General features: G+C 66.3%; 9 protein-coding genes. 7 read left to right on the top strand and 2 right to left on the bottom strand.

Annotated elements, in window-relative coordinates; all coding sequences use genetic code 11:
• Positions 1–14: 14 nt before the first annotated feature.
• A complete protein-coding gene (gene dcuC, locus Q4F91_RS08430) occupies positions 15–1,280 on the bottom strand; it encodes a C4-dicarboxylate transporter DcuC (protein WP_303336648.1) in 1,266 nt (421 codons plus the stop codon).
• Between the two features lie 271 nt (positions 1,281–1,551).
• On the opposite strand from dcuC, the gene Q4F91_RS08435 reads away from it, so the two are divergent.
• Positions 1,552–2,517 carry a LysR family transcriptional regulator gene (locus Q4F91_RS08435; RefSeq protein ID WP_303336650.1) on the top strand — a complete coding sequence of 322 codons (966 nt, stop codon included), beginning with the start codon at positions 1,552–1,554 and terminating at the stop codon, positions 2,515–2,517.
• 4 nt (positions 2,518–2,521) lie between these two features.
• Here Q4F91_RS08435 and Q4F91_RS08440 read toward each other — a convergent pair whose 3' ends face one another.
• Positions 2,522–3,310 carry a hypothetical protein gene (locus Q4F91_RS08440; RefSeq protein ID WP_303336652.1) on the bottom strand — a complete coding sequence of 263 codons (789 nt, stop codon included), beginning with the start codon at positions 3,308–3,310 and terminating at the stop codon, positions 2,522–2,524.
• Positions 3,311–3,742: 432 nt separating this feature from the next.
• On the opposite strand from Q4F91_RS08440, the gene Q4F91_RS08445 reads away from it, so the two are divergent.
• The 6 genes from Q4F91_RS08445 (at position 3,743) to speC (ending at position 19,344) form a co-directional block, all read left to right on the top strand.
• Positions 3,743–5,290, top strand: a complete 1,548-nt coding sequence (locus Q4F91_RS08445; protein WP_303336654.1) for a Na+/H+ antiporter NhaC family protein — start codon at positions 3,743–3,745, stop codon at positions 5,288–5,290.
• 701 nt (positions 5,291–5,991) lie between these two features.
• Positions 5,992–10,599, top strand: a complete 4,608-nt coding sequence (gltB, locus tag Q4F91_RS08450) for a glutamate synthase large subunit (protein WP_303336656.1) — start codon at positions 5,992–5,994, stop codon at positions 10,597–10,599.
• Between the two features lies 1 nt (position 10,600).
• Positions 10,601–12,079 carry a glutamate synthase subunit beta gene (locus tag Q4F91_RS08455; RefSeq protein WP_303336658.1) on the top strand — a complete coding sequence of 493 codons (1,479 nt, stop codon included), beginning with the start codon at positions 10,601–10,603 and terminating at the stop codon, positions 12,077–12,079.
• A 227-nt stretch (positions 12,080–12,306) separates the two neighbouring features.
• Positions 12,307–12,618 (top strand): multidrug efflux SMR transporter, encoded by a 312-nt coding sequence (locus Q4F91_RS08460; RefSeq protein WP_303336660.1) that lies wholly within the window; start codon positions 12,307–12,309, stop codon positions 12,616–12,618.
• A gap of 200 nt (positions 12,619–12,818) precedes the next feature.
• On the top strand, positions 12,819–16,775 hold the full coding sequence (gene purL / locus Q4F91_RS08465; RefSeq protein ID WP_303336662.1) for a phosphoribosylformylglycinamidine synthase: 3,957 nt from the start codon (positions 12,819–12,821) through the stop codon (positions 16,773–16,775).
• Positions 16,776–17,121: 346 nt separating this feature from the next.
• On the top strand, positions 17,122–19,344 hold the full coding sequence (gene speC / locus Q4F91_RS08470; protein WP_303336663.1) for an ornithine decarboxylase: 2,223 nt from the start codon (positions 17,122–17,124) through the stop codon (positions 19,342–19,344).
• Positions 19,345–19,685: the final 341 nt, after the last annotated feature.

The raw sequence follows: 19,685 nt of genomic DNA on the forward strand, positions 1-19,685 counted from the left end.
GTTCATCGTCCAGATCACGGCGAAGCCGATGATGCAGGGCAGGGCGGTGCGGCGGTCGAGCGGAAGACGGTGCCGGCGAGGTGCATCGGGTTGACCATGCCGCCGAGGTTGCCGCCGAGGCTCGCATGGATGTCCTGCGAGAGGGAGGCGAAGGTGGCGAAGGCCGCGATGGCCGAGCCGACGAGGAGCGTGAGGCCGCCCGTGATCGCGGAGAGAACCGCGGTCATGCCGGTGACGCCGAAGCCCGTGTCGAAGGCGAGGCCGATGATGCCGTCAACCATGCCGCAGACGCGCAGCGACGTGGCGAAGACCTCGGCGCAGATGATGAGGGCGACGATGCCGCCGAACATCTGCCCCATCTTCTTGAACATCGCCATGGCATCCTGGAAGACGCCCTTGACGTCACGGCGGCGGATGAGCTCGATCACGACGACCACGAGCCACGTGAGGAAGAGGACCTGGTTCACGCCGAGCTTGACCGACGAGATGCCGAACTTCGAGAAGATGAAGAGCAGCACGATGGGCACGAACGGGAAGGCGGCGTACCAGACGGGGCACTCGCGCTCCTCGCTCTTCTTCTCAATCACGGACTCGCCGTAGACGTCGTCATTGCGGTGGTCGAAGTAGCGCTGGATGAAGAAGACGGCGACGGCCATCGCGAGCAGAGCGGGAACCGTGCAGATGAGCTGGTACTCGACCATGTACGCGGTCGGGTCAAGACCGACGGTCTTGGCGGCGAGCTGCTGCGTGCCGAAGAGCGGGCCCGTGCAGAGCGAGGTCGAGAGCACGATCGTGGAGGCCGCGGCGGCGGCGGAGACGCCGACGCGCGTGAGAATCGGGTAGAAGCTCACGAGGAGGAGCATCGTGAGGCCCGCGGCGGAGATGATCACGACGTTGAGGAGCTGGCCGATGATGAAGGCGAGGGCGAGCAGGATGTAGGGGCTCGAGAGGCGGTTGAGCGGGTCGGCCACGAGGCGCACGAGCGCGTTCGATGCGCCGATCTGGGACATGTAGCCCGCGAAGCCGCCCGAGACCATGATGATCATGCCGATGCCGCCGACCTGTTTGATCGCGACGCTCGTGAGCAGCTGCACCGGGTCAAAGCCGATGAAGCCCGTGGACTTGGCGCCCTGCGGAAGAATGTTCTCGACGCCGCAGAGGATGGACACATAGATGATGACGAGGCCGCCCGCGAGCAGGATCATCTGCGAGGGGTAGCGCTTGATGAGCATCCAGCCGACGATCACCGTGACGGCGATGGCTGCAAGGATTGGAATCATGGAGTTTTCTCCTTGGGGTTTCTGGTGGTGGTCCTGGGCCTGCGGGGTCTCTGAGGGGCGGTCTGTCGGGGAAAACCCCTCCGCAGGAAACACGGCTCGGCGGGTCGTGTTATGCCTAAACTTGAACGATCTCTCCTTTGAACGATCTGTCCGGGCAGTGTCACGAACTCTGTGAATTTCTCCGCCATTGCTGTTGTCGGATTCTTCCACTGAGCTACCTGCGCGCGGAATGGGCAGATTCGCAATGGTTATGCGTTTTTGAGATATCGAAATGTCAGTGAGACTTCCCAAGATCCAGCAGCTCACCATCTTCCAGGCCGTCGCCTCGAGCCGGTCGATCAACGCCGCGGCCCGCTCGCTCGGGCTGCCGCAGTCCACGCTCTCGCGCGCGGTGAAGGAGCTCGAGGAGACGCTCAACTGCCAGCTCTTCGTGAGGGGCGGGGCCGGCGTGACGCTCACGCCCGCCGGGATGTGCTTCCAGAGGTATGCGAGCTCGATCGTCAAGGAGCTCCACCAGGCGATCGAGGAGACGGCGTGCCTCTCGGGAAAGTCCCAGCACACGGTCTCCTTCGCGGTGCCCTCGTGCGTGTCGCGCTCGATTCTGAACAGCGCGATGACGCGGCTGCTCCGCTCCGTGCCGCAGTGCCGCATGAACGTCGAGGTCGTGCCCTTCACGACGAGCCTCGAGCGCGTCGAGCGGGGCGTGCTCGACTTCGCCATCGGCTATGCGCGCGAGAACGTCTCCTTCGCAGGCTTCACGGTCGAGCCCCTGATGCGCTGTCCCTGCGCGGTCGCGTGCGCGATCGGGCACAGCCTCGAGCATGCGACGACGCTCGCCGAGCTCGCGCACGCGAACTGGGTCCTGAACGAGGAGTTCGAGATCTGGCAGAAGGAGCAGCCCGAGGCGCTGCGGCTCCAGCCCGCGTACGTCGTGAGAAGCCAGGGTTACTTCCTCACGAATCAGATGGTGGCGAGAAACGGCTTTCTCGCGCTGCTCTCATCGGTGCAGATCCGCCGTCACCGGGACCACCTGACGGTGATCCCGCTGCGCGGATTTCATGCGAGCACGGACTACGTGCTCGCCTATCCGAAGGACAGGCCGAGGACGGCGCTCACGGAGCGTCTCATCGGCTATTTCCACCAGGAGGCGGCGGAATATGACTGGAACGCCTGGGAGATCGAGGAGGGGAGTCCCGAGACGCCCTTCCGTTCCCAGGCGCATGACATGGGTGCCTGAAGGCTCAGGCCCAGCGGTTGAAGTCGCGCACGGTCTCCCAGGCGATGCGCTTGAGGAAGTCGCCGTCCTCCTTCGTGACCACGAGGTCGTCGAAGCGCCCGTAGAAGTTGATCGCGGCCGGGCTCTCGCCGAAGAGCGAGGCGTAGAAGACCGCGGCCTCGAGGTAGCTGCCCGCGACCGTCGGATGGCGGTTGTCGGTGCGGATGAGCTTCAGTTCCGGGCGCTCGCGCTTCGCGCGCTCGAAGGCGATGCCGCAGGGCACGGCCGGGCAGTGGCAGCGGTTCGCCGTCGTGATGATCGAGTCGGCCAGAGCGCGGGTCATGCCCGGGCGGTCGGAGTAGCCCCAGCTCACCATCAGGAGCGGGTCGGCGCCGTGCTCGCGGATCGTGCGGCAGTGCTTCTCGGCGAACTCGTTGAAGAGCGCGCAGAGCTCGGGGTGGATCGGTCCCTGGGTGCTGTCGACCATGAGGACGGCGTCGAAGATCTTGCCGTCGGGATAGTCGATGAACTCGAACTTGTTCTCGGCCGTGATGCGGTAGCTCCTCAGGCCGTTCGGGCGGAGGTAGCTCTTGACGTCGTGCCAGTAGAGGCCCGCGCCTCCGATGCCCACCATCGTCACCTCGAGCTTCCTGCCCGCGGCCTTGGCGAAGCCCTGCAGCATCGAGGAGACGCCGCAGTTGTAGAACATGAGCGAGTTGCCCACGAGGAGCACCTTGCTCACGGGCTGGGAAAGGTTCGTGACGACGGGCGAGACGGCGTAGTCAACGTTGAGGGAAGGGTCGGGTCTGGTCATGTGCGCTGCTCCTGGAGGGTTTCAATGGGAGGCCGGGAAGGGCGGCGGCTCGTCTGTGCGCCCTTCCCGGACCAGGGGTTGAAATTCGGTCGGAGGAAATTATTCGGCCCCGCCCGCGGCGCGCCTAATGCACAATTCGCAACCCTTATGCGCTTCCGGCATGATCCGGCCCCTGCTTCGGATGACCCGCCGGGAAGGTTTCCGGCAAAGGCTGTTTCTACCTATTTGTCTCCCGGGCACGGCAATTGCTCAGTTTTTTTTGATCAGTACCTCCCGAAAGAGGTGATGAAACTGAAACGCTCTGTTGCATAATGCGCGGCAGGTGCGTCCCGGGTCCCGGATCGTCGGGCGCATCGGAATAACAAAACTCCCACGGCAGGACGGCCCGTCTGAGGCGGGCATCCCCGGAAACAACAAGAACTCCTCGAAATCATGGAACCTTACGCCGCCGGATGGCTATCCATCGTTCCTCCGATCGTCGCCATCGCCCTCGCGCTCGTGACGAAGGAAGTGCTCTCCTCGCTCCTCATCGGCATTCTCACCGGCACGCTCATCTACACGATCGGCACCGACGGGAACATCATCATGGGGACGGTGCAGACCACCTTCACGCTGATGGCGAACAAGATCGACTTCAGCATCCTCATCTTCACCTCGCTCCTCGGAGCCCTCGTCTACGTGGTCGCCATGTCGGGCGGCACCAAGGCCTACGGCAACTGGGCAGTGAAGCGCGTGAAGTCGCGTCGCGCGACCCTGCTCTCGACCATGGGCCTCGGCATCCTCATCTTCATCGATGACTACTTCAACTGCCTCTCGGTCGGCACCGTGATGCGTCCGCTCTCGGACCGCTACGGCATCTCGCGCGCCAAGCTCGCCTACATCATCGACTCGACCGCGGCGCCCGTCTGCATCATCGCCCCGGTCTCGTCCTGGGCGGCCGCGGTGGGCTCGTCCCTCAAGGGCAACGGCGTCTTCGAGTCCGACATGGCCGCCTTCATCGCCTCGATCCCCTGGAACTTCTACGCGCTCCTCTCGATCTTCATGGTGTTCTTCATCATCATCACCGACCTTGATTTCGGTCCGATGAGAAAGAGCGAGGAACGCGCCGCGGCCGGCAACATCGGCGCGGTCGAGGGCGGCGGCGGCGCCGAGCCCCCGAAGGCCAACCCGAACGGCCACGTGATGGACATGATCATCCCGATCCTCGCGCTCATCATCTTCGCCGTGCTCGCTCTGATGTACTCGGGCGGCTACTGGGGCGACGACCCGGCCTACCACTCGTTCCAGGCCTCGATCGGCAACTCGTCGGCGGCAGCGGCCCTCGTCTGGGCGGCCTTCGGCTCGGTCGGCGTGGCGTTCCTGCTCTACGTCCCGCGCAAGCTCGTTCCCTTCATGGACTTCATGTCGGGCCTGCTCGAGGGCATGAAGCTCATGCTCCCGGCGAACGTCATCCTCGTGCTCGCCTGGGCGCTCTCGGGCGTCTGCCGTGACCTCATCAGCACGCCGCAGTTCGTCGAGGGGCTCGTCACGGGCGCCGGCACCTCGCTCTCGCTCTTCCTGCCCTGCGTGGTCTTCATCATCGCCGCCTTCCTCGCCTTCTCGACCGGCACGGCCTGGGGCACCTTCGGCATCCTCATCCCGATCGTGGTCCCGGTGGTCCAGGGCATCGACCCGTCGCTCACGATCGTGGTGCTCTCCGCCACGCTTGCCGGCTCCGTCTTCGGTGACCACTGCTCACCGATCTCCGACACGACGATCCTTTCGTCCGCGGGCGGCGGCTGCAACCACATGGAACACGTGACGACGCAGCTGCCGTACGCGCTCCTCGTGGCCGTCTGCTCGGCGCTCGGCTACCTCGTGGCCGGCTTCTCGGGCGGCAACCTCTGGCTCTCGTTCGGCGTCGCGCTCGCCGCGCTCATCCTCTCCGTGATCGCGCTTCACTCGATGAAGGGCAGGGAGAAGAAGGCCGCCGCAGCCTGAAACGTCTGACACCTCCCGGGGCATCCCCGCCCCGGAGGAAGGACTCCGGAAAAGCCCGGGAAGGGGTCTCACAGAGACATCCCGCCCGGGCTTTCTGCTGTCCGTCGGATGCATCGGACCGCCCCTCCCGGGTCTCGCCGTGACTCGTCAGAAACACTTAAGCAGCTAAGTGATTCTCCTGAGAAAGCTCCGGGTCAATTCCCTTTTCTCTGATTTCGATCAATACCGACTGCGGCTTCTCCTCGGAGAAACCCCGATTGCAGAGCCCTTTCATCATTCATGCTTGAAGACAAGCCTGAACGGCCTCCGCCCAGGCCCCCGGATGAAGATGAAGCGCACCAAAGAGAAGCGCCGCCCGGGGGAGCCGGCGGACCGCAGGGTTCAGGCGGCCCCCGATGCGCGGGTCGAGGAGCGGACTCGGACCTGCTTCACCGCGCTCATAACCAGAAACCCAGCCGCACGCTTTTCAGAAACGTCGACCGCGCGCCCCGGCTCCCGCCCGTCTTTTTATGGGCGGACCGCTGGCGGGCTTCGGCGACTCCGCGACCTTCCGGGTCCGGACGAATGAGACCGATGCGGCGCGCCGCGGACGGACCCGACCGCGCGTGCCCCGCCGGAGTTTCTCCCCGAAGAGGGAGGAGCCCGGCCGGATGCGCCCCTGCGGAGCCCGAAGCGGCGTCAACAGGCGAGCCTCAAGAAAAATGAACCAATCCGGCGGCTTATACCGAAGCGACTTCGAGCACGACGCCTGCGGCGTCGGCTTCATAGCGCACATCAAAGGCCAGAAAAGCCACAGCATCGTGAGCCAGGCCCTCGAGGTCCTGAAGAACCTCATCCACCGAGGCGCGGTGGGCGCCGATCCGCTGCAGGGCGACGGCGCGGGCATCCTCATCCAGATCCCCGACAAGCTCTACCGCGACGACATGATCGCGCAGGGCGTCAAGCTCCCGCCCGCCGGCGAGTACGGCGTCGGCATGGTCTTCCTTCCGCAGGAGGTGGCGAGCCGCCACGCCTGCCAGGAGGAGATCGAGCGCTCGATCGCCGCCGAGGGCCAGGTGCTTCTCGGCTGGCGCGACGTGCCGATCAACCGCGACATGCCGATGTCGGCCGCGGTCCGCGCCAAGGAGCCGGTGATCCGCCAGGTCTTCATCGGTCCGAGCCCCGACGTGGTCGTCACCGACGCGCTCGAGCGCAAGCTCTACATCATCCGCAAGCGCACCTCGATCGCCATCGCGAACCTGAAGCTCAAGCACTGCAAGGAGTTCTATATCTGCTCGTGCTCGGCGCGCACCGTGGTCTACAAGGGTCAGCTCCTCGCCGACCAGGTCGACGTCTACTACCGCGACCTCGCCGACACGCGCTGCACCTCCGCGATCGCGATGATCCACCAGCGCTTCTCGACGAACACCTTCCCGCAGTGGCAGCTCGCGCACCCGTTCCGCTACCTCGCCCACAACGGCGAGATCAACACGCTGCGCGGCAACTTCAACTGGATCCTCGCCCGCGAGAAGCACATCTCCTCGCCCGTTCTCGGCAAGGATCTCGAGAAGCTCTGGCCGCTCATCTTCCAGGGCCAGTCCGACTCCGCCTCGCTTGACAACGCGTTCGAGCTCCTCACGATGTCGGGCTACTCCCTCGCCCAGTCCGCGATGATGCTCATCCCGGAGGCCTGGGAGAAGAACTCGAAGATGGATCCGAAGCTCAGGAGCTTCTACGAGTACAACGCCGCCCTCATGGAGCCGTGGGACGGCCCGGCCGCCGTCGCCTTCACGGACGGTCGCCAGGTCGGCGCCATCCTTGACCGCAACGGTCTGCGCCCGGCGCGCTACCTCGTCACCAAGGACGACCTCGTCGTGATGGCCTCCGAATCGGGCGCCGTCAAGATCGAGAACTCCCGCATCCGCAAGCGCTCGCGCCTCGAGCCGGGCAAGATCCTCCTCATTGACATGGAGCAGGGCCGCATCCTCGACAACGAGGAGGTGAAGACGTCGCTCGCGACCCAGCATCCGTATCAGGAGTGGATGGACAAGATCCGCATCCGCATCGACGACATCACCGAGACCCCGGAGCCGGTGAAGCACGCGCTCTCGCCCAAGGCCGCCATGCGCGTCTTCGGCTACAGCCGCGAGGACATCCAGCGCATCCTGAAGGCGATGGCCGTCCAGGGACAGGACCCGGTTATGTCGATGGGCAACGACGCCCCGCTCGCCTGCCTCTCCGAGCGTCCGCAGATGCTCTACGACTATTTCCGCCAGCTCTTCGCGCAGGTGACGAACCCGCCGATCGACCCGATCCGCGAGGAGATGGTCACGTCGCTCGTGAGCTTCATCGGCCCGCGCCCGGACCTGCTCAACATCATCGCGACCAATCCGACGGTGCGCCTCGAGGTCGAGCAGCCCGTGCTCACGTCCGCCCAGATGGAGCGCATCCGCTCGATCAGCCGCTTCACGGAGAACAAGTTCCACTCGAAGGAACTCGACATCACGTACCCGATCTCCTGGGGCAGCAACGGCATCGAGGCCCGCATCGCCTCGATCCGCGCCGCCGCGGTCGACGCCGTCAAGAGCGGCATCAACATCCTGATCCTCACGGACCGCGCGGTCTCGCGCGACCGTGTCGCGATCCCCGCACTGCTCGCCACCTCCGCGGTTCACCAGTGCCTCGTCGAGCACGGCCTGCGCACGAGCACCGGCCTCGTCGTCGAGACGGGCAGCGCCCGCAGCGTGCACGACTTCGCGGTCTTGGGCGGCTACGGCGCCGAGGCGGTGCACCCGTACCTCGCCATCGAGCTTGTCTCGAGCCTCGCCAAGAGCGACGAGGAGCGCCCGAAGCTCATCGACAACTACATCCACGCGATCGACAAGGGCCTCTACAAGATCATGGCCCGCATGGGCATCTCGACCTACATGTCCTACATCGGCGCGCAGATCTTCGAGGCGATCGGCCTGAAGCAGAGCTTCGTCGACAAGTACTTCACCAACACGCCGAGCCCGATCGAGGGTCTCGATCTCTTCGACGTCGCCGGCGAGGCCGTCGAGATGCACCGCCGCGCCTTCGAGGCGATCGACGAGAGCAGGAAGACGCTCGCCTCGGGCGGCGTCTACATGCACCGCCAGGACGGCGAGGCCCACCTCTGGACCCCGGACGCGATCGTGCATCTGCAGCGCGCCGTGCGCCAGGGCTCGTACGACGAGTACTCGAAGTACGCCGAGCTCATCAACAACCAGAGCAAGCGCCTGCTCACCATCCGCGGTCTCCTTGACTTTGTGCCGCGCGATGCGATCCCGCTCGAGCAGGTCGAGAGCGAGGACTCGATCGTCAAGCGCTTCGCGACCGCGGCCATGTCGATGGGCGCGATCTCGACCGAGGCCCATGTCACGATGGCCGTCGCCATGAATCGCCTCGGAGGCATGAGCAACTCCGGCGAAGGCGGCGAGGATCCGCGCCGCAACGGCTGCATCGGCTCCGCCACGACCCTCAAGGCCGTCATGGGTGACGAGGTCGAGGTGGACTATCCCCTCGAGAAGGGCGACAGCCTGCGCTCGCGCACCCGCCAGGTCGCCTCGGGCCGCTTCGGCGTCACGACGGACTACCTCGCCCACGCCGATCTCATCCAGATCAAGATGGCTCAGGGCGCCAAGCCCGGCGAGGGCGGCCAGCTTCCGGGCCACAAGGTCTCGAAGTACATCGGCATGCTGCGCCATTCGCTCCCGGGCATCGGTCTCGTCTCGCCCCCGCCGCACCACGACATCTACTCGATCGAGGACCTGGCCCAGCTGATCCTTGATCTGAAGTACTCGAACGTGAAGGCCGGAGTCGGCGTGAAGCTCGTCGCCCAGGTGGGCATCGGCACGGTGGCCGCCGGCGTTGCGAAGTGCAAGGCCGACCACATCGTGATCTCCGGCCATGACGGCGGCACGGGCGCCGCGCCCGCGAACTCGATCAAGCACGCGGGCAGCGCGTGGGAGATCGGCCTCGCCGACGTGGAGCAGACGCTTGTGATGAACAAACTGCGCAACCGCGTCCGCCTCCAGGTCGACGGCCAGATCAAGACCGGCCGCGATGTGGTGATCGGCGCCATCCTCGGCGCGGACGAGTTCGGCTTCGGCACCTCGCCCCTCGTGGCGATGGGGTGCCTGATGATGCGCAAGTGCCAGAAGAACACCTGCCCGGCGGGCATCGCCACGCAGGACCCGGCGCTTCGCCGTCAGTTCTGCGGCCGCCCCGAGCACGTCGAGAACTACTTCCGCTTCGTCGCCCGCGAGGTCCGCGAGATCATGGCGAGCCTCGGCATCGCCAAGTTCAATGACCTCATCGGCCACACGGAGCTTCTGAAGAAGTCCGGGAACGTCCCGGGCACGAAGGCCGCGCGCCTCTCGCTCGACCGCATCCTCTTCCGTGCGCAGCCCCTCTCGGGCACTGCCTCGGAGACCGAGTTCTTCTCCTGCGAGCCGCAGGACCACGAGCTCGAGAAGTCCTTCGACCTCAAGTACGTCGAGACGCTGCGCGTGGCGCTCGCCTCGGGCAAACCCTTCACGGTCGAGACGCCGGTCGTCAACACCGACCGCGCCGTCGGCACGCTCCTCTCGGGCATCGCCGCCCAGGAGAGCGACAAGGCGCTGCCCGCGGACTTCGCGCTCTTCCGCCTGACCGGCATCGCCGGCCAGTCCTTCGGCGCCTTCCTCGGCCAGGGCTTCTCGCTGCGCCTCACTGGCGGCGCGAACGACTACGTCGGCAAGGGCCTCTCGGGCGGTTCGATCGCCGTGAAGAAGTCGCCGGAGTTTGACGGCAATCCGCAGGAGAACGTCATCGCCGGCAATGCGTGCCTCTACGGCGCCACCTCGGGCGAGGTCTTCATCTCGGGCCGCGTCGGCGAGCGCTTCGCCGTGCGCAACTCGGGCGCGACCGCCGTCACCGAAGGCTGCGGCGACCACGGCTGCGAGTACATGACGGGCGGCACCGCCGTCGTCCTCGGCCAGACCGGCCGCAACTTCGCCGCCGGCATGTCGGGCGGCATGGCCTACGTCTGGGATCCGGACGGGACCCTCAAGGACCGCATGAGCGCGGGCAAGTTCACGCTCTCGCGCGTCGTCCCCGCCGCTCAGCAGAACCCGGTCGAGCCGCGCCACCTCGGCCGCTCCGACGAGGAGATCCTCAGGGAGCTCCTCGAGCGCCACTACGAACTCACCGAGAGCCCGGCCGCCCGCGCCGTCCTTGACGACTGGGAGGCGAAGCTCGGCTGCTTCACGAAGGTCTTCCCGGCCGAATACCGCAACGCCCTTGAGAACCTCGCGAAGGAGGAGAACTGAAATGGGTCTCGACAGAGGATTTCTCGAATTTGATCGCATTGAGCCGAAGCACGAACCCGTTGAGGTCCGCCTGAAGCATTTCCGCGAATTCATCTCGACGCTCACCGACGAGGAGGTCTACCGCCAGTCCGCGCGCTGCATGGACTGCGGCATCCCCTTCTGCTCGCACAGCTGCCCGCTGCACAACCAGATGCCTGACTACAACCAGTACGTGACCGAGGGCGACCTCGACCGCGCCTGGGAGGTGCTCAACTCCACGCACAGCTTCCCCGAGATCACGGGCCGCATCTGCCCGGGTCTCTGCGAGGAGGGCTGCACGCTCGGCATCCACAGGAAGGCCGTCGGCATCAAATCGATTGAGAAGAAGCTCGCCGAGCACGCCTTCGCGCACGGTCTCGTGCAGCCCGTCATCGCCAAGCAGAAGACCGGCTGCCGCGTCGCCGTCGTGGGCTCGGGCCCGTCGGGCCTCGCCGCCGCCCAGCAGCTCTGCCGCGCCGGCCACACCGTCACGGTCTACGAGAAGATGGACAAGGCGGGCGGTCTTCTCCGCTACGGCATCCCCGACTTCAAGCTCTGCAAGGAGGTCCTGGACCGCCGTCTCGACCAGCTTCTGCGTGAGGGCGTTCACTTCGTCCTCTCCACCCGCATCACGGGCGAGGGGGACCTTGAGAACGGCGTGCACGATGATTCCGTCAGGCAGATCCCGATCAGCCGCCTCACGGCCGAGAACGACGCCGTCGTGCTCGCGCTCGGCTCCGAGGTGCCGCGTGACCTGCCGCTTCCGGGCCGCGAACTGCCCGGCATTTACTTCGCGCTTGACTTCCTGATCGCCCAGAACCGCGCCAACGCGGGCGGTGTCGCCAACCCGATCGACGTGAAGGGAAAGAACGTCATCGTGATCGGCGGCGGCGAGACGGCGAGCGACTGCATCGGCACGGCGAACCGCCTGGGTGCGAAGTCCGTCACGCAGCTTGACTACCACCACGAACTCCCCGAGGTCGCCGATCTCATGCGCGAGTGGCCGAACTGGCGCCGCATCAAGCGCACCTCCACCTCCCAGGAGGAAGGGTGCGTGAGGTGCTTCTCGACCTCGACCACCGCCTTCGAGGGCGACGGCAGGCTCGAGCGCGTTAAGACCGTCAAGGTGAAGTGGGGCCCGAACCGCAAGATCACCCCGGTGAAGGGCACCGAGCAGGAGTTCCCCGCCGACGTCGTGCTGATCGCCATGGGCTACGCCCACCCGACGCACACGCTCGTCAAGACGCTCGGTCTCGCGACCGACCGCCGCGGCAGCCTCACGACCGAGGTCGAGGGGCCCGCTGCGTGGCGCACGGCCCGCGAGGGTGTCTTCGCGGCGGGCGACGGCCGCAGCGGCCAGTCGCTCGTGGTGAACGCCATCAGCGAAGGCCGCCGCTGCGCGGAGGCCGTCAACGCCTGGCTCGTCCAGAAGCGCAGCTGCGCCGCGCCCCTCTGGCGCTGAGCCTCACCCGCAGCCGCTGAGGCCTTCCGCTGAGAAGGGAGGCCCCGGGGGCGAAGGTTCCCGAGGAAGGGAGTTCCGGAAAAAACGGGGCTCCCTTTCTTCTTTCGGGGAAGAGCCTCTATGATTCACTTCGCCGGGGACGACCCCGGCGCTGCAGGAGACAAGCGTTCCTCCTGCGGCCTGCCTCCGCCGGGACGGCCCGGAAACCTTTTTCCGGAAATTCCATCATGTCCTGGCTCCTCCTCCTCGCGGCCGGCTTCTTCGAAATCGTCTGGGCCGCCGCCATGAAGCTCTCCGAGGGCTTCACCCGCCCGCTTCCCGTCGCCGTCGTCGTGATCGGCATGGCGCTCTCCGTTGGACTCCTCGCGCTCGCGATGCGGGACCTCCCGCTCGGCACCGCCTACGCGGTCTGGACGGGGATCGGTGCCGCGGGCGCCTTCCTCTTCGGCATCGTCTTCCTGGGCGAACCCCTCACGATGACCCGCATCGCCGCCGTCTCGATGATCACGGGCGGCATCATCCTGATGAAGCTTTCCTGATTCCGTCCGCCGGTTTCCGGGGCTTTGCCGCCTCCGCCCGGGGCCGCCCCGGGGCGGTCCGGGCGCGGAATCCGGCCATCCGGGCAATCTATAATTAAAAGATTGTTCACCTGCCGTTTTTCAAAACCGGGGATTCACTGAAATCCGCGGTCGAGTGAGACGGCCCGATTTTTTCCCCTTTCGCCCAGGAATACGCAGCTATGGCGCAGCAGTTAGCCGGCATCGTTTTTGATCTTGAAGGCCCCCGTGCTCTCTCTGATTTCCGTGAGGAGCGCCTGCTCGGCGCCCTCCGCGCAGCGGAGCCTTCCGTTGAAGCGGTTTCGAGCCGCTTCATTCATTTCGTGCATGCCACGGGCGAGCTCGATGAGACGGCGCAAGCCCGTCTCGCTTCGCTCCTCGACTACGGTCCCGCTCCGGTGAAGACCCCGCGCGCCGACATCACGGCGCTCGTCGTCCCCCGTCTCGGCACGCTCTCGCCCTGGGCCTCGAAGGCCACGGACATCGCGCGCAACTGCGGCATCTCCGAGGTCGCCCGCGTCGAGCGCGGCACGCTCTTCACGATCGAGCTCAAGGACGGCACGGAGCTCACGGACGAGGCCCGCGCGAAGGTCCTCGCGCTTCTGCACGACCGCATGACCGAGTCCGTCGTCGACGCCGACTTCCCGCGCGAGAAGCTCTTCACGGAGCTCGCCGGCAAGCCCATGCAGACGGTGCCGCTCCTCGCCGAGGGCCCGAAGGCCCTTGAGGAGGCCAACATCTCGATGGGCCTCGCGCTCTCGCCCGACGAAGTGGCCTACCTCGCCGAGTCCTTCGGCCGCCTGCAGCGCGATCCGACCGACGTCGAACTCATGATGTTCGCGCAGGCCAACTCCGAGCACTGCCGCCACAAGATCTTCAACGCCCGCTGGACCATCGACGGCGAGGACCGCGAGGAGACGCTCTTCGGCATGATCCGCGCGACCCACAAGGCCGCCCCGCAGGGCACGATCACGGCCTACGCCGACAACGCCGCCATCTTCGAGGGCCGCTCCGTCGTCCGTCTCTACCCGCGTCCGGGCGAGAAGGACAAGTTCGGCGCGACCTTCGAGCGCCGCGCCGAGCGCGTGCACACCGTCTTCAAGGTCGAGACCCACAACCACCCGACCGCGATCTCGCCCTTCCCGGGCGCCGCGACGGGCTCGGGCGGCGAGATCCGTGACGAGGGCGCGACGGGCCGCGGTGCCCGTCCGAAGGCCGGTCTCACGGGCTTCACGACCTCCGCGCTTCACCTCGCCGAGGCTCCGCAGGCCTGGGAGAACGACTCCGACTGCGTCACCGGCGAGAAGAACGAGGCCGCCTACGGCGCCCCGGGCCGCATCGCCACGCCCCGCTCGATCATGACCGAGGGCCCGATCGGCGGCGCCGCCTTCAACAACGAATTCGGCCGTCCGAACCTGCTCGGCTACTTCCGCACGTTCGAGGCGAACGTGGGCGGCGTGCGCTACGGCTATCACAAGCCGATCATGCTCGCCGGCGGCATCGGCAGCATCCGCGACGACCAGACCGAGAAGCTCGTTCCCCCGCCGGGGAGCCTGCTGATCGTCCTCGGCGGCCCCGGCATGCGCATCGGTCTCGGCGGCGGCGCCGCGAGCTCGATGAACACCGGCGCCAACTCCGAGGCGCTCGACTTCGACAGCGTCCAGCGCGGCAACCCCGAGATGGAGCGCCGTGCCCAGGAAGTGATCGACCGCTGCTGGGAGATGGGAGAGAAGAACCCGATCCTCGCCATTCACGACGTGGGCGCGGGCGGTCTCTCGAACGCCATGCCCGAGCTCGCCGACCTCTCCGGCAAGGGCGCGAAGTTCGACCTCTCCAAGGTTCCGGTCGAGGAGACCGGCATGTCGCCGCTCGAGGTCTGGTGCAACGAGTCGCAGGAGCGCTATGTGATCGCGCTTGATCCGGCCGGCCTCAAGCAGTTCGACTCCTTCTGCCGCCGCGAGCGCGCCCCGTACGCCGTCATCGGCAAGATCACCGAGGAAGCCGACCTCATCGTCGAGCGTCCGGGCGACGCCGACGCCGTCCGCATGCCGATGGAAGTGCTCCTCGGCAAGGCCCCGCGCATGCACCGCAACGTGAAGCACGAGGAGAAGAAGCTCGCCCCGTTCTGCGAGGAGGGCATCGAGCTCGGGAAGGCCGCCCTTGACGTGCTCCGTCACCCGGCCGTTGCGAACAAGTCCTTCCTCATCACCATCGGCGACCGCTCCGTGGGCGGTCTCGTCGCCCGAGATCAGATGATCGGCCCGTGGCAGGTCCCGGTGGCCGACTGCGCCGTCACGACGCTCGGCTTCGAGACGGCCGCCGGCGAGGCGATGGCCGTGGGCGAGCGCACCCCGCTCGCCGTCATCAACTCCGCCGCCGCCTCCCGCATGGCGATCGGCGAGGCGCTCATGAACATCGCCGCGGCCGACATTGAACTGCCGCGAGTGAAGCTCTCCGCCAACTGGATGGCCGCCTGCGGCGCCCCGGGCGAGGACGCGAGGCTCTTCGACGCCGTTCAGGCCGCGAGCCGCTTCTGCATCGGCCTCGGCATCTCGATCCCCGTGGGCAAGGACTCGCTCTCGATGCGCACGAGCTGGTCGGATGCGTCCGGCAAGAAGACGGTGACCTCCCCGGTCTCGCTCATCGTCTCCGCGGCCGCGCCGGTGACGAACGCCGCGCTCACGCTCACGCCGCAGATGAAGCTCACGAAGCACCCCGAGGAATCGGTGCTCGTGCTTGTTGACCTCGGCGAAGGCAGGAACCGCATGGGCGGCTCGATCCTCGCGCAGACCACGCAGCGCTTCGGCGACGAGACGCCGGACTGCGAGGATCCCGCGAAGCTCGCCCGCTTCATCCTCGGACTGCGCAAGCTCGAGCTCGCCGGCTGCGCCTGGGCCTACCACGACCGCTCCGACGGCGGCCTCTTCGCGGCGATCGCCGAGATGAATTTCGCGAGCCGCATCGGCCTGCGCATCACGCTCGACTCGCTCCTGAAGAACGAGGGCGCCACGGTGCTCAACACGCTCTTCAACGAGGAGCTCGGCGCCCTGATCCAGGTCCCGGTCGACCGCGTTGACGAGGTTCACGCGCAGATGCGCGCCCTCGGCCTCGATCACTGCTGCCACTTCATCGGCGAGATCACCGACAACGACGGCATCGAGTTCGTCGCGAACGGCGAGACGATCGCGAGCTTCCGCCGCGAGGATCTCCAGCGCGCCTGGAGCGAGGTCTCCCACGCCATCGCCCGCGGCCGTGACAACCCGGTCTGCGCCGACGAGGAACTGCAGAGCATCTCGGATCCGTGGAGCGGCCTCTTCGCGCGCACCACGTTTGACGTGAACGAAAACGTCGCCGCCCCGATGATCAACACGGGCGTCCGTCCGAAGATCGCGATCCTCCGCGAGGAAGGCGTCAACTCGCAGACCGAGATGGCCGCCGCCTTCACGCGCGCCGGGTTCGAAGCCTGGGACGTGCACATGACGGACCTCCTCACGGGCCGTCTGGACCTCAGCCAGTTCAAGGGTCTCGCCGCCTGCGGCGGCTTCTCCTACGGCGACGTCCTCGGCGCCGGCGGCGGCTGGGCGAAGACCATCCTCAACAACGCGAAGTTGGTTGAGATGTTCTCCGAGTTCTTCGGCCGCACCGACACGTTCGGCCTCGGCGTCTGCAACGGCTGCCAGATGATGAGCCGCCTGCGCGACCTGATCCCGGGCGCCAAGCACTGGCCTGACTTCGTGCGCAACCGCTCCGAGCAGTTCGAGGCCCGCCTCGCCTCGGTCGAGATCCTCGAGTCGCCCTCGGTGCTCTTCGCCGGCATGGCCGGCTCGGTGATGCCGATCGTGGTGAGCCACGGCGAGGGCCGCGTCCAGTTCCTGCGTCCCGAGGACGCCGGGCTCGCGATTGCCGCCGCCCGCTACGTCAACGGCGCCGGCCGCCCGGCCACGCGCTACCCGCTCAATCCGAACGGATCCGAGGGCGGTCTCACGTCCTTCACCAACGAGGACGGCCGCTTCACGATCATGATGCCGCACCCCGAGCGCAGCCACCGCGCGCTCGAGCTCTCGTGGCATCCGGCGGAATGGACCGAGGACTCGGGCTGGATGCGCCTCTTCCGCAACGCCCGCGTCTGGGTCGGCTGATGATCAGTGTCAGTCAGGCCGGAGGATGATCCTCCGGCCGGGCTGAACGGACATCGAACAAGAAAGCCGCGAGGAACCTGCAGAAGGTTTCCCGCGGCTTTCTCTGTTTCTGTCTCGCGCGGAAGGTTTCTGACGCGCGATGACGGCCGATCGAGTCAAAAAGTCATGGATCAGCGAGGGCGGGAAGGGCAGTCGCGGGGCCTCATGCCGATATACTTTGCGCCGCCACAAGTCCGGCGGCGGCTCTTTCCCGGAATGCATCAAGGGAACCGAAGGAAGGCATAGCCCGAGCCGCGCCGAATCCTTTTTTTCATTCTCTGTCTTTCATCCAGGAGGACACAGGGCCATGCAGAAGCTTGCCATTGCAGTGAGCGAGAACGTCACCTTCAAGAATTTCCCGAAGGACCGCCAGGTCTTCCGGCTCTCCGAGGCGGAGATGACCGAGACGGGCGTCGTGCTGATGTCGATCGAGGACGCCCGCAACGGCGAGCTCGACCGCGTCGAGTCCTACGGCTTCGGCATTCCGATCTTCATCTTCGTCGAGCGCGGCCGCTACATCCCGGACGACCTGATCGGCCGCTGCACGGGCGTCGTGAACGACGACCCCGCCGAGGAGGCGTACTTCGTGCGTCAGCTGATCGACGCCGCCCTGAGCTACGAGGAGAAGATCCTCCCGCCGTTCTTCAGGAGCCTGCGCCGCTACGTGAGCACCGCCAACGAGCAGTTCGACTGCCCGGGCCACCAGGGCGGCGCCTTCTTCCGCCGTCATCCGGCCGGCCGCGAATTCGCGAACTTCTTCGGCGAGACGATCTTCCGCGCCGACCTCTGCAACGCCGACGTGGACATGGGCGACCTGCTCATCCACGAGGGCGCGGCCTATCAGGCCGAGGCCCACGCGGCCAAGGTCTACAACGCCGACAAGACGTACTTTGTGCTGAACGGCACCTCGACCTCGAACAAGGTCGTGCTCACGGCGCTCCTTACCCCGGGCGACCTCGTGCTCTTCGACCGCAACAACCACAAGTCCTGCCACCAGGGCGCACTGGTGCTCGCGGGCGCGCACCCGGTCTATCTCGAGACCTCGCGCAACCCGTACGGCTTCATCGGCGGCATCGACAGCCACTGCTTCAACGAGGACGAGCTGCGCGCCCGCGTCGCCGAGATCGATCCCGAGAAGGCCAAGGCCCCGCGCCCCTTCCGTGTGGCGATCATCCAGCTCGGCACGTATGACGGCACGATCTACAACGCCCGTCAGGTGGTCGACCGCATCGGCAAGCTCTGCGACTACATCCTCTTTGACTCGGCCTGGGTGGGCTACGAGCAGTTCATCCCGATGATGAAGGACTGCTCGCCGCTGCTCCTTGACCTGAAGCCCGAGGACCCGGGCATCTTCGTCACGCAGTCCGTGCACAAGCAGCAGGCCGGCTTCTCGCAGACCTCCCAGATCCACAAGAAGGACGCGCACGTGCGCGGCCAGGCCCGCTACGTCTCGCACAAGCAGGTGAACAACGCCTTCATGCTGCACGCCTCGACGAGCCCCTTCTACCCGCTCTTCGCCTCGATCGACATCAACGCGAAGATGCACTCGGGCGTCTCCGGCCAGCGCATCTGGGCCGACTGCGTGAAGATCGGCATCGAGGCAAGGAAGCAGCTGAAGCGCACCTGCTCCTACATCGCCCCGTTCGTGCCGCCCACGGTGATGGGCCGCCCCTGGGAGACCTATCCCACGGAGACGATCGCGAGCGATCTGCGCTTCTTCCAGTTCAAGCCGGGCGCCCGCTGGCACGCGTTCGACGGCTACGCCGAGAACCAGTACTTCGTCGACCCCTGCAAGTTCCTGCTCACCACCCCGGGCATCGACACCGACACGGGCGATTACGAGGACTTCGGCGTTCCGGCGACGATCCTCGCGAGCTACCTCCGTGCGCACGGCGTCGTGCCGGAGAAGTGCGATCTGAACTCGATCCTCTTCCTGCTCACGCCCTCGCAGACGACGGCGAAGATCTCGTCGCTCACGACGCAGATCGCCCGCTTCGAGAGCCTGCTCGACCGCGACGCGCCGATGCGCGAGGTGATCCCGCAGGTCTACGCCGAGCACGAGGACCGCTACTCCGGCTACACGATCCGCGAGCTCTGCCAGGAGATGCACGACTTCTGCCGCGAGTACAACATCAAGGACCTGCAGAAGGCGATGTTCCGTCAGGCGAACTTCCCGAAGATCGCGCTCGACGCGCAGCAGGCGCACTTCGAGTTCATGCGCGGCAACGCCGAGTACGTGCCGCTCTCCGAGGCCGCGGGCAGGATCGCGCTCGAGGGTGCTCTGCCGTACCCGCCGGGCGTCATCTGCTGCGTCCCGGGCGAGATCTGGGGCGGCGCGGTGCTCGAGTACTTCCAGGCGCTCTGCGAGAGCGTGAACCGCTTCCCCGGCTTCGGCACCGAACTGCAGGGCGTCTACCTCGAGGAGGACAGCACGGGCAGGAAGGACGTCTGGGTGAACGTGCTCAAGGACTCCCGCCGCCGCGTGCTCGAGGCCCAGGGCCTCATCCGCACGGCGCCGGCCGCTGAATAAGCGCGGGTTCCCGCGGGAATCTCCCGAGGCCGCGGACGGCCTCTCCGACCGGAGTCGGAGAGTGCTTCCGCGGCCTTGCCGCATCTGCCCGCGGAGCGCCGGAGACGGTGCCGGAGAAATTTTTTCTCAGAGCCCCTTGACAGATCGATCCGACTTCTCCATAATTCGCGTCCTGCCCGCTGCGGTGGGCACCAAAACGAGGCGCTGATGCCACGAAGTGAAGCTTCTGAAAATCAGCCCTTGACAAGGAGAAGGAACTTCAGTATGATTCTTCTCCTTCGCTGCTCTGAAACGCAGCGCAGTTCTTTAAAAATCAGATTTCAACGAACCGATAAGTGTGA

This window comes from Sutterella sp., assembly GCF_030539355.1.
Taxonomy (GTDB): Bacteria; Pseudomonadota; Gammaproteobacteria; order Burkholderiales; family Burkholderiaceae_F; genus Sutterella.

Bases quoted from the DNA above. Each gene is read 5' to 3' on its own strand.
- Q4F91_RS08445 (WP_303336654.1), top strand. From the start codon at position 3,743: ATGGAACCTTACGCCGCCGGATGGCTATCCATCGTTCCTCCGATCGTC.
- purL (WP_303336662.1), top strand. From the start codon at position 12,819: ATGGCGCAGCAGTTAGCCGGCATCGTTTTTGATCTTGAAGGCCCCCGT.
- gltB (WP_303336656.1), top strand. From the start codon at position 5,992: ATGAACCAATCCGGCGGCTTATACCGAAGCGACTTCGAGCACGACGCC.
- speC (WP_303336663.1), top strand. From the start codon at position 17,122: ATGCAGAAGCTTGCCATTGCAGTGAGCGAGAACGTCACCTTCAAGAAT.
- Q4F91_RS08435 (WP_303336650.1), top strand. From the start codon at position 1,552: ATGTCAGTGAGACTTCCCAAGATCCAGCAGCTCACCATCTTCCAGGCC.
- Q4F91_RS08455 (WP_303336658.1), top strand. From the start codon at position 10,601: ATGGGTCTCGACAGAGGATTTCTCGAATTTGATCGCATTGAGCCGAAG.
- Q4F91_RS08440 (WP_303336652.1), bottom strand. From the start codon at position 3,310: ATGACCAGACCCGACCCTTCCCTCAACGTTGACTACGCCGTCTCGCCC.
- Q4F91_RS08460 (WP_303336660.1), top strand. From the start codon at position 12,307: ATGTCCTGGCTCCTCCTCCTCGCGGCCGGCTTCTTCGAAATCGTCTGG.
- dcuC (WP_303336648.1), bottom strand. From the start codon at position 1,280: ATGATTCCAATCCTTGCAGCCATCGCCGTCACGGTGATCGTCGGCTGG.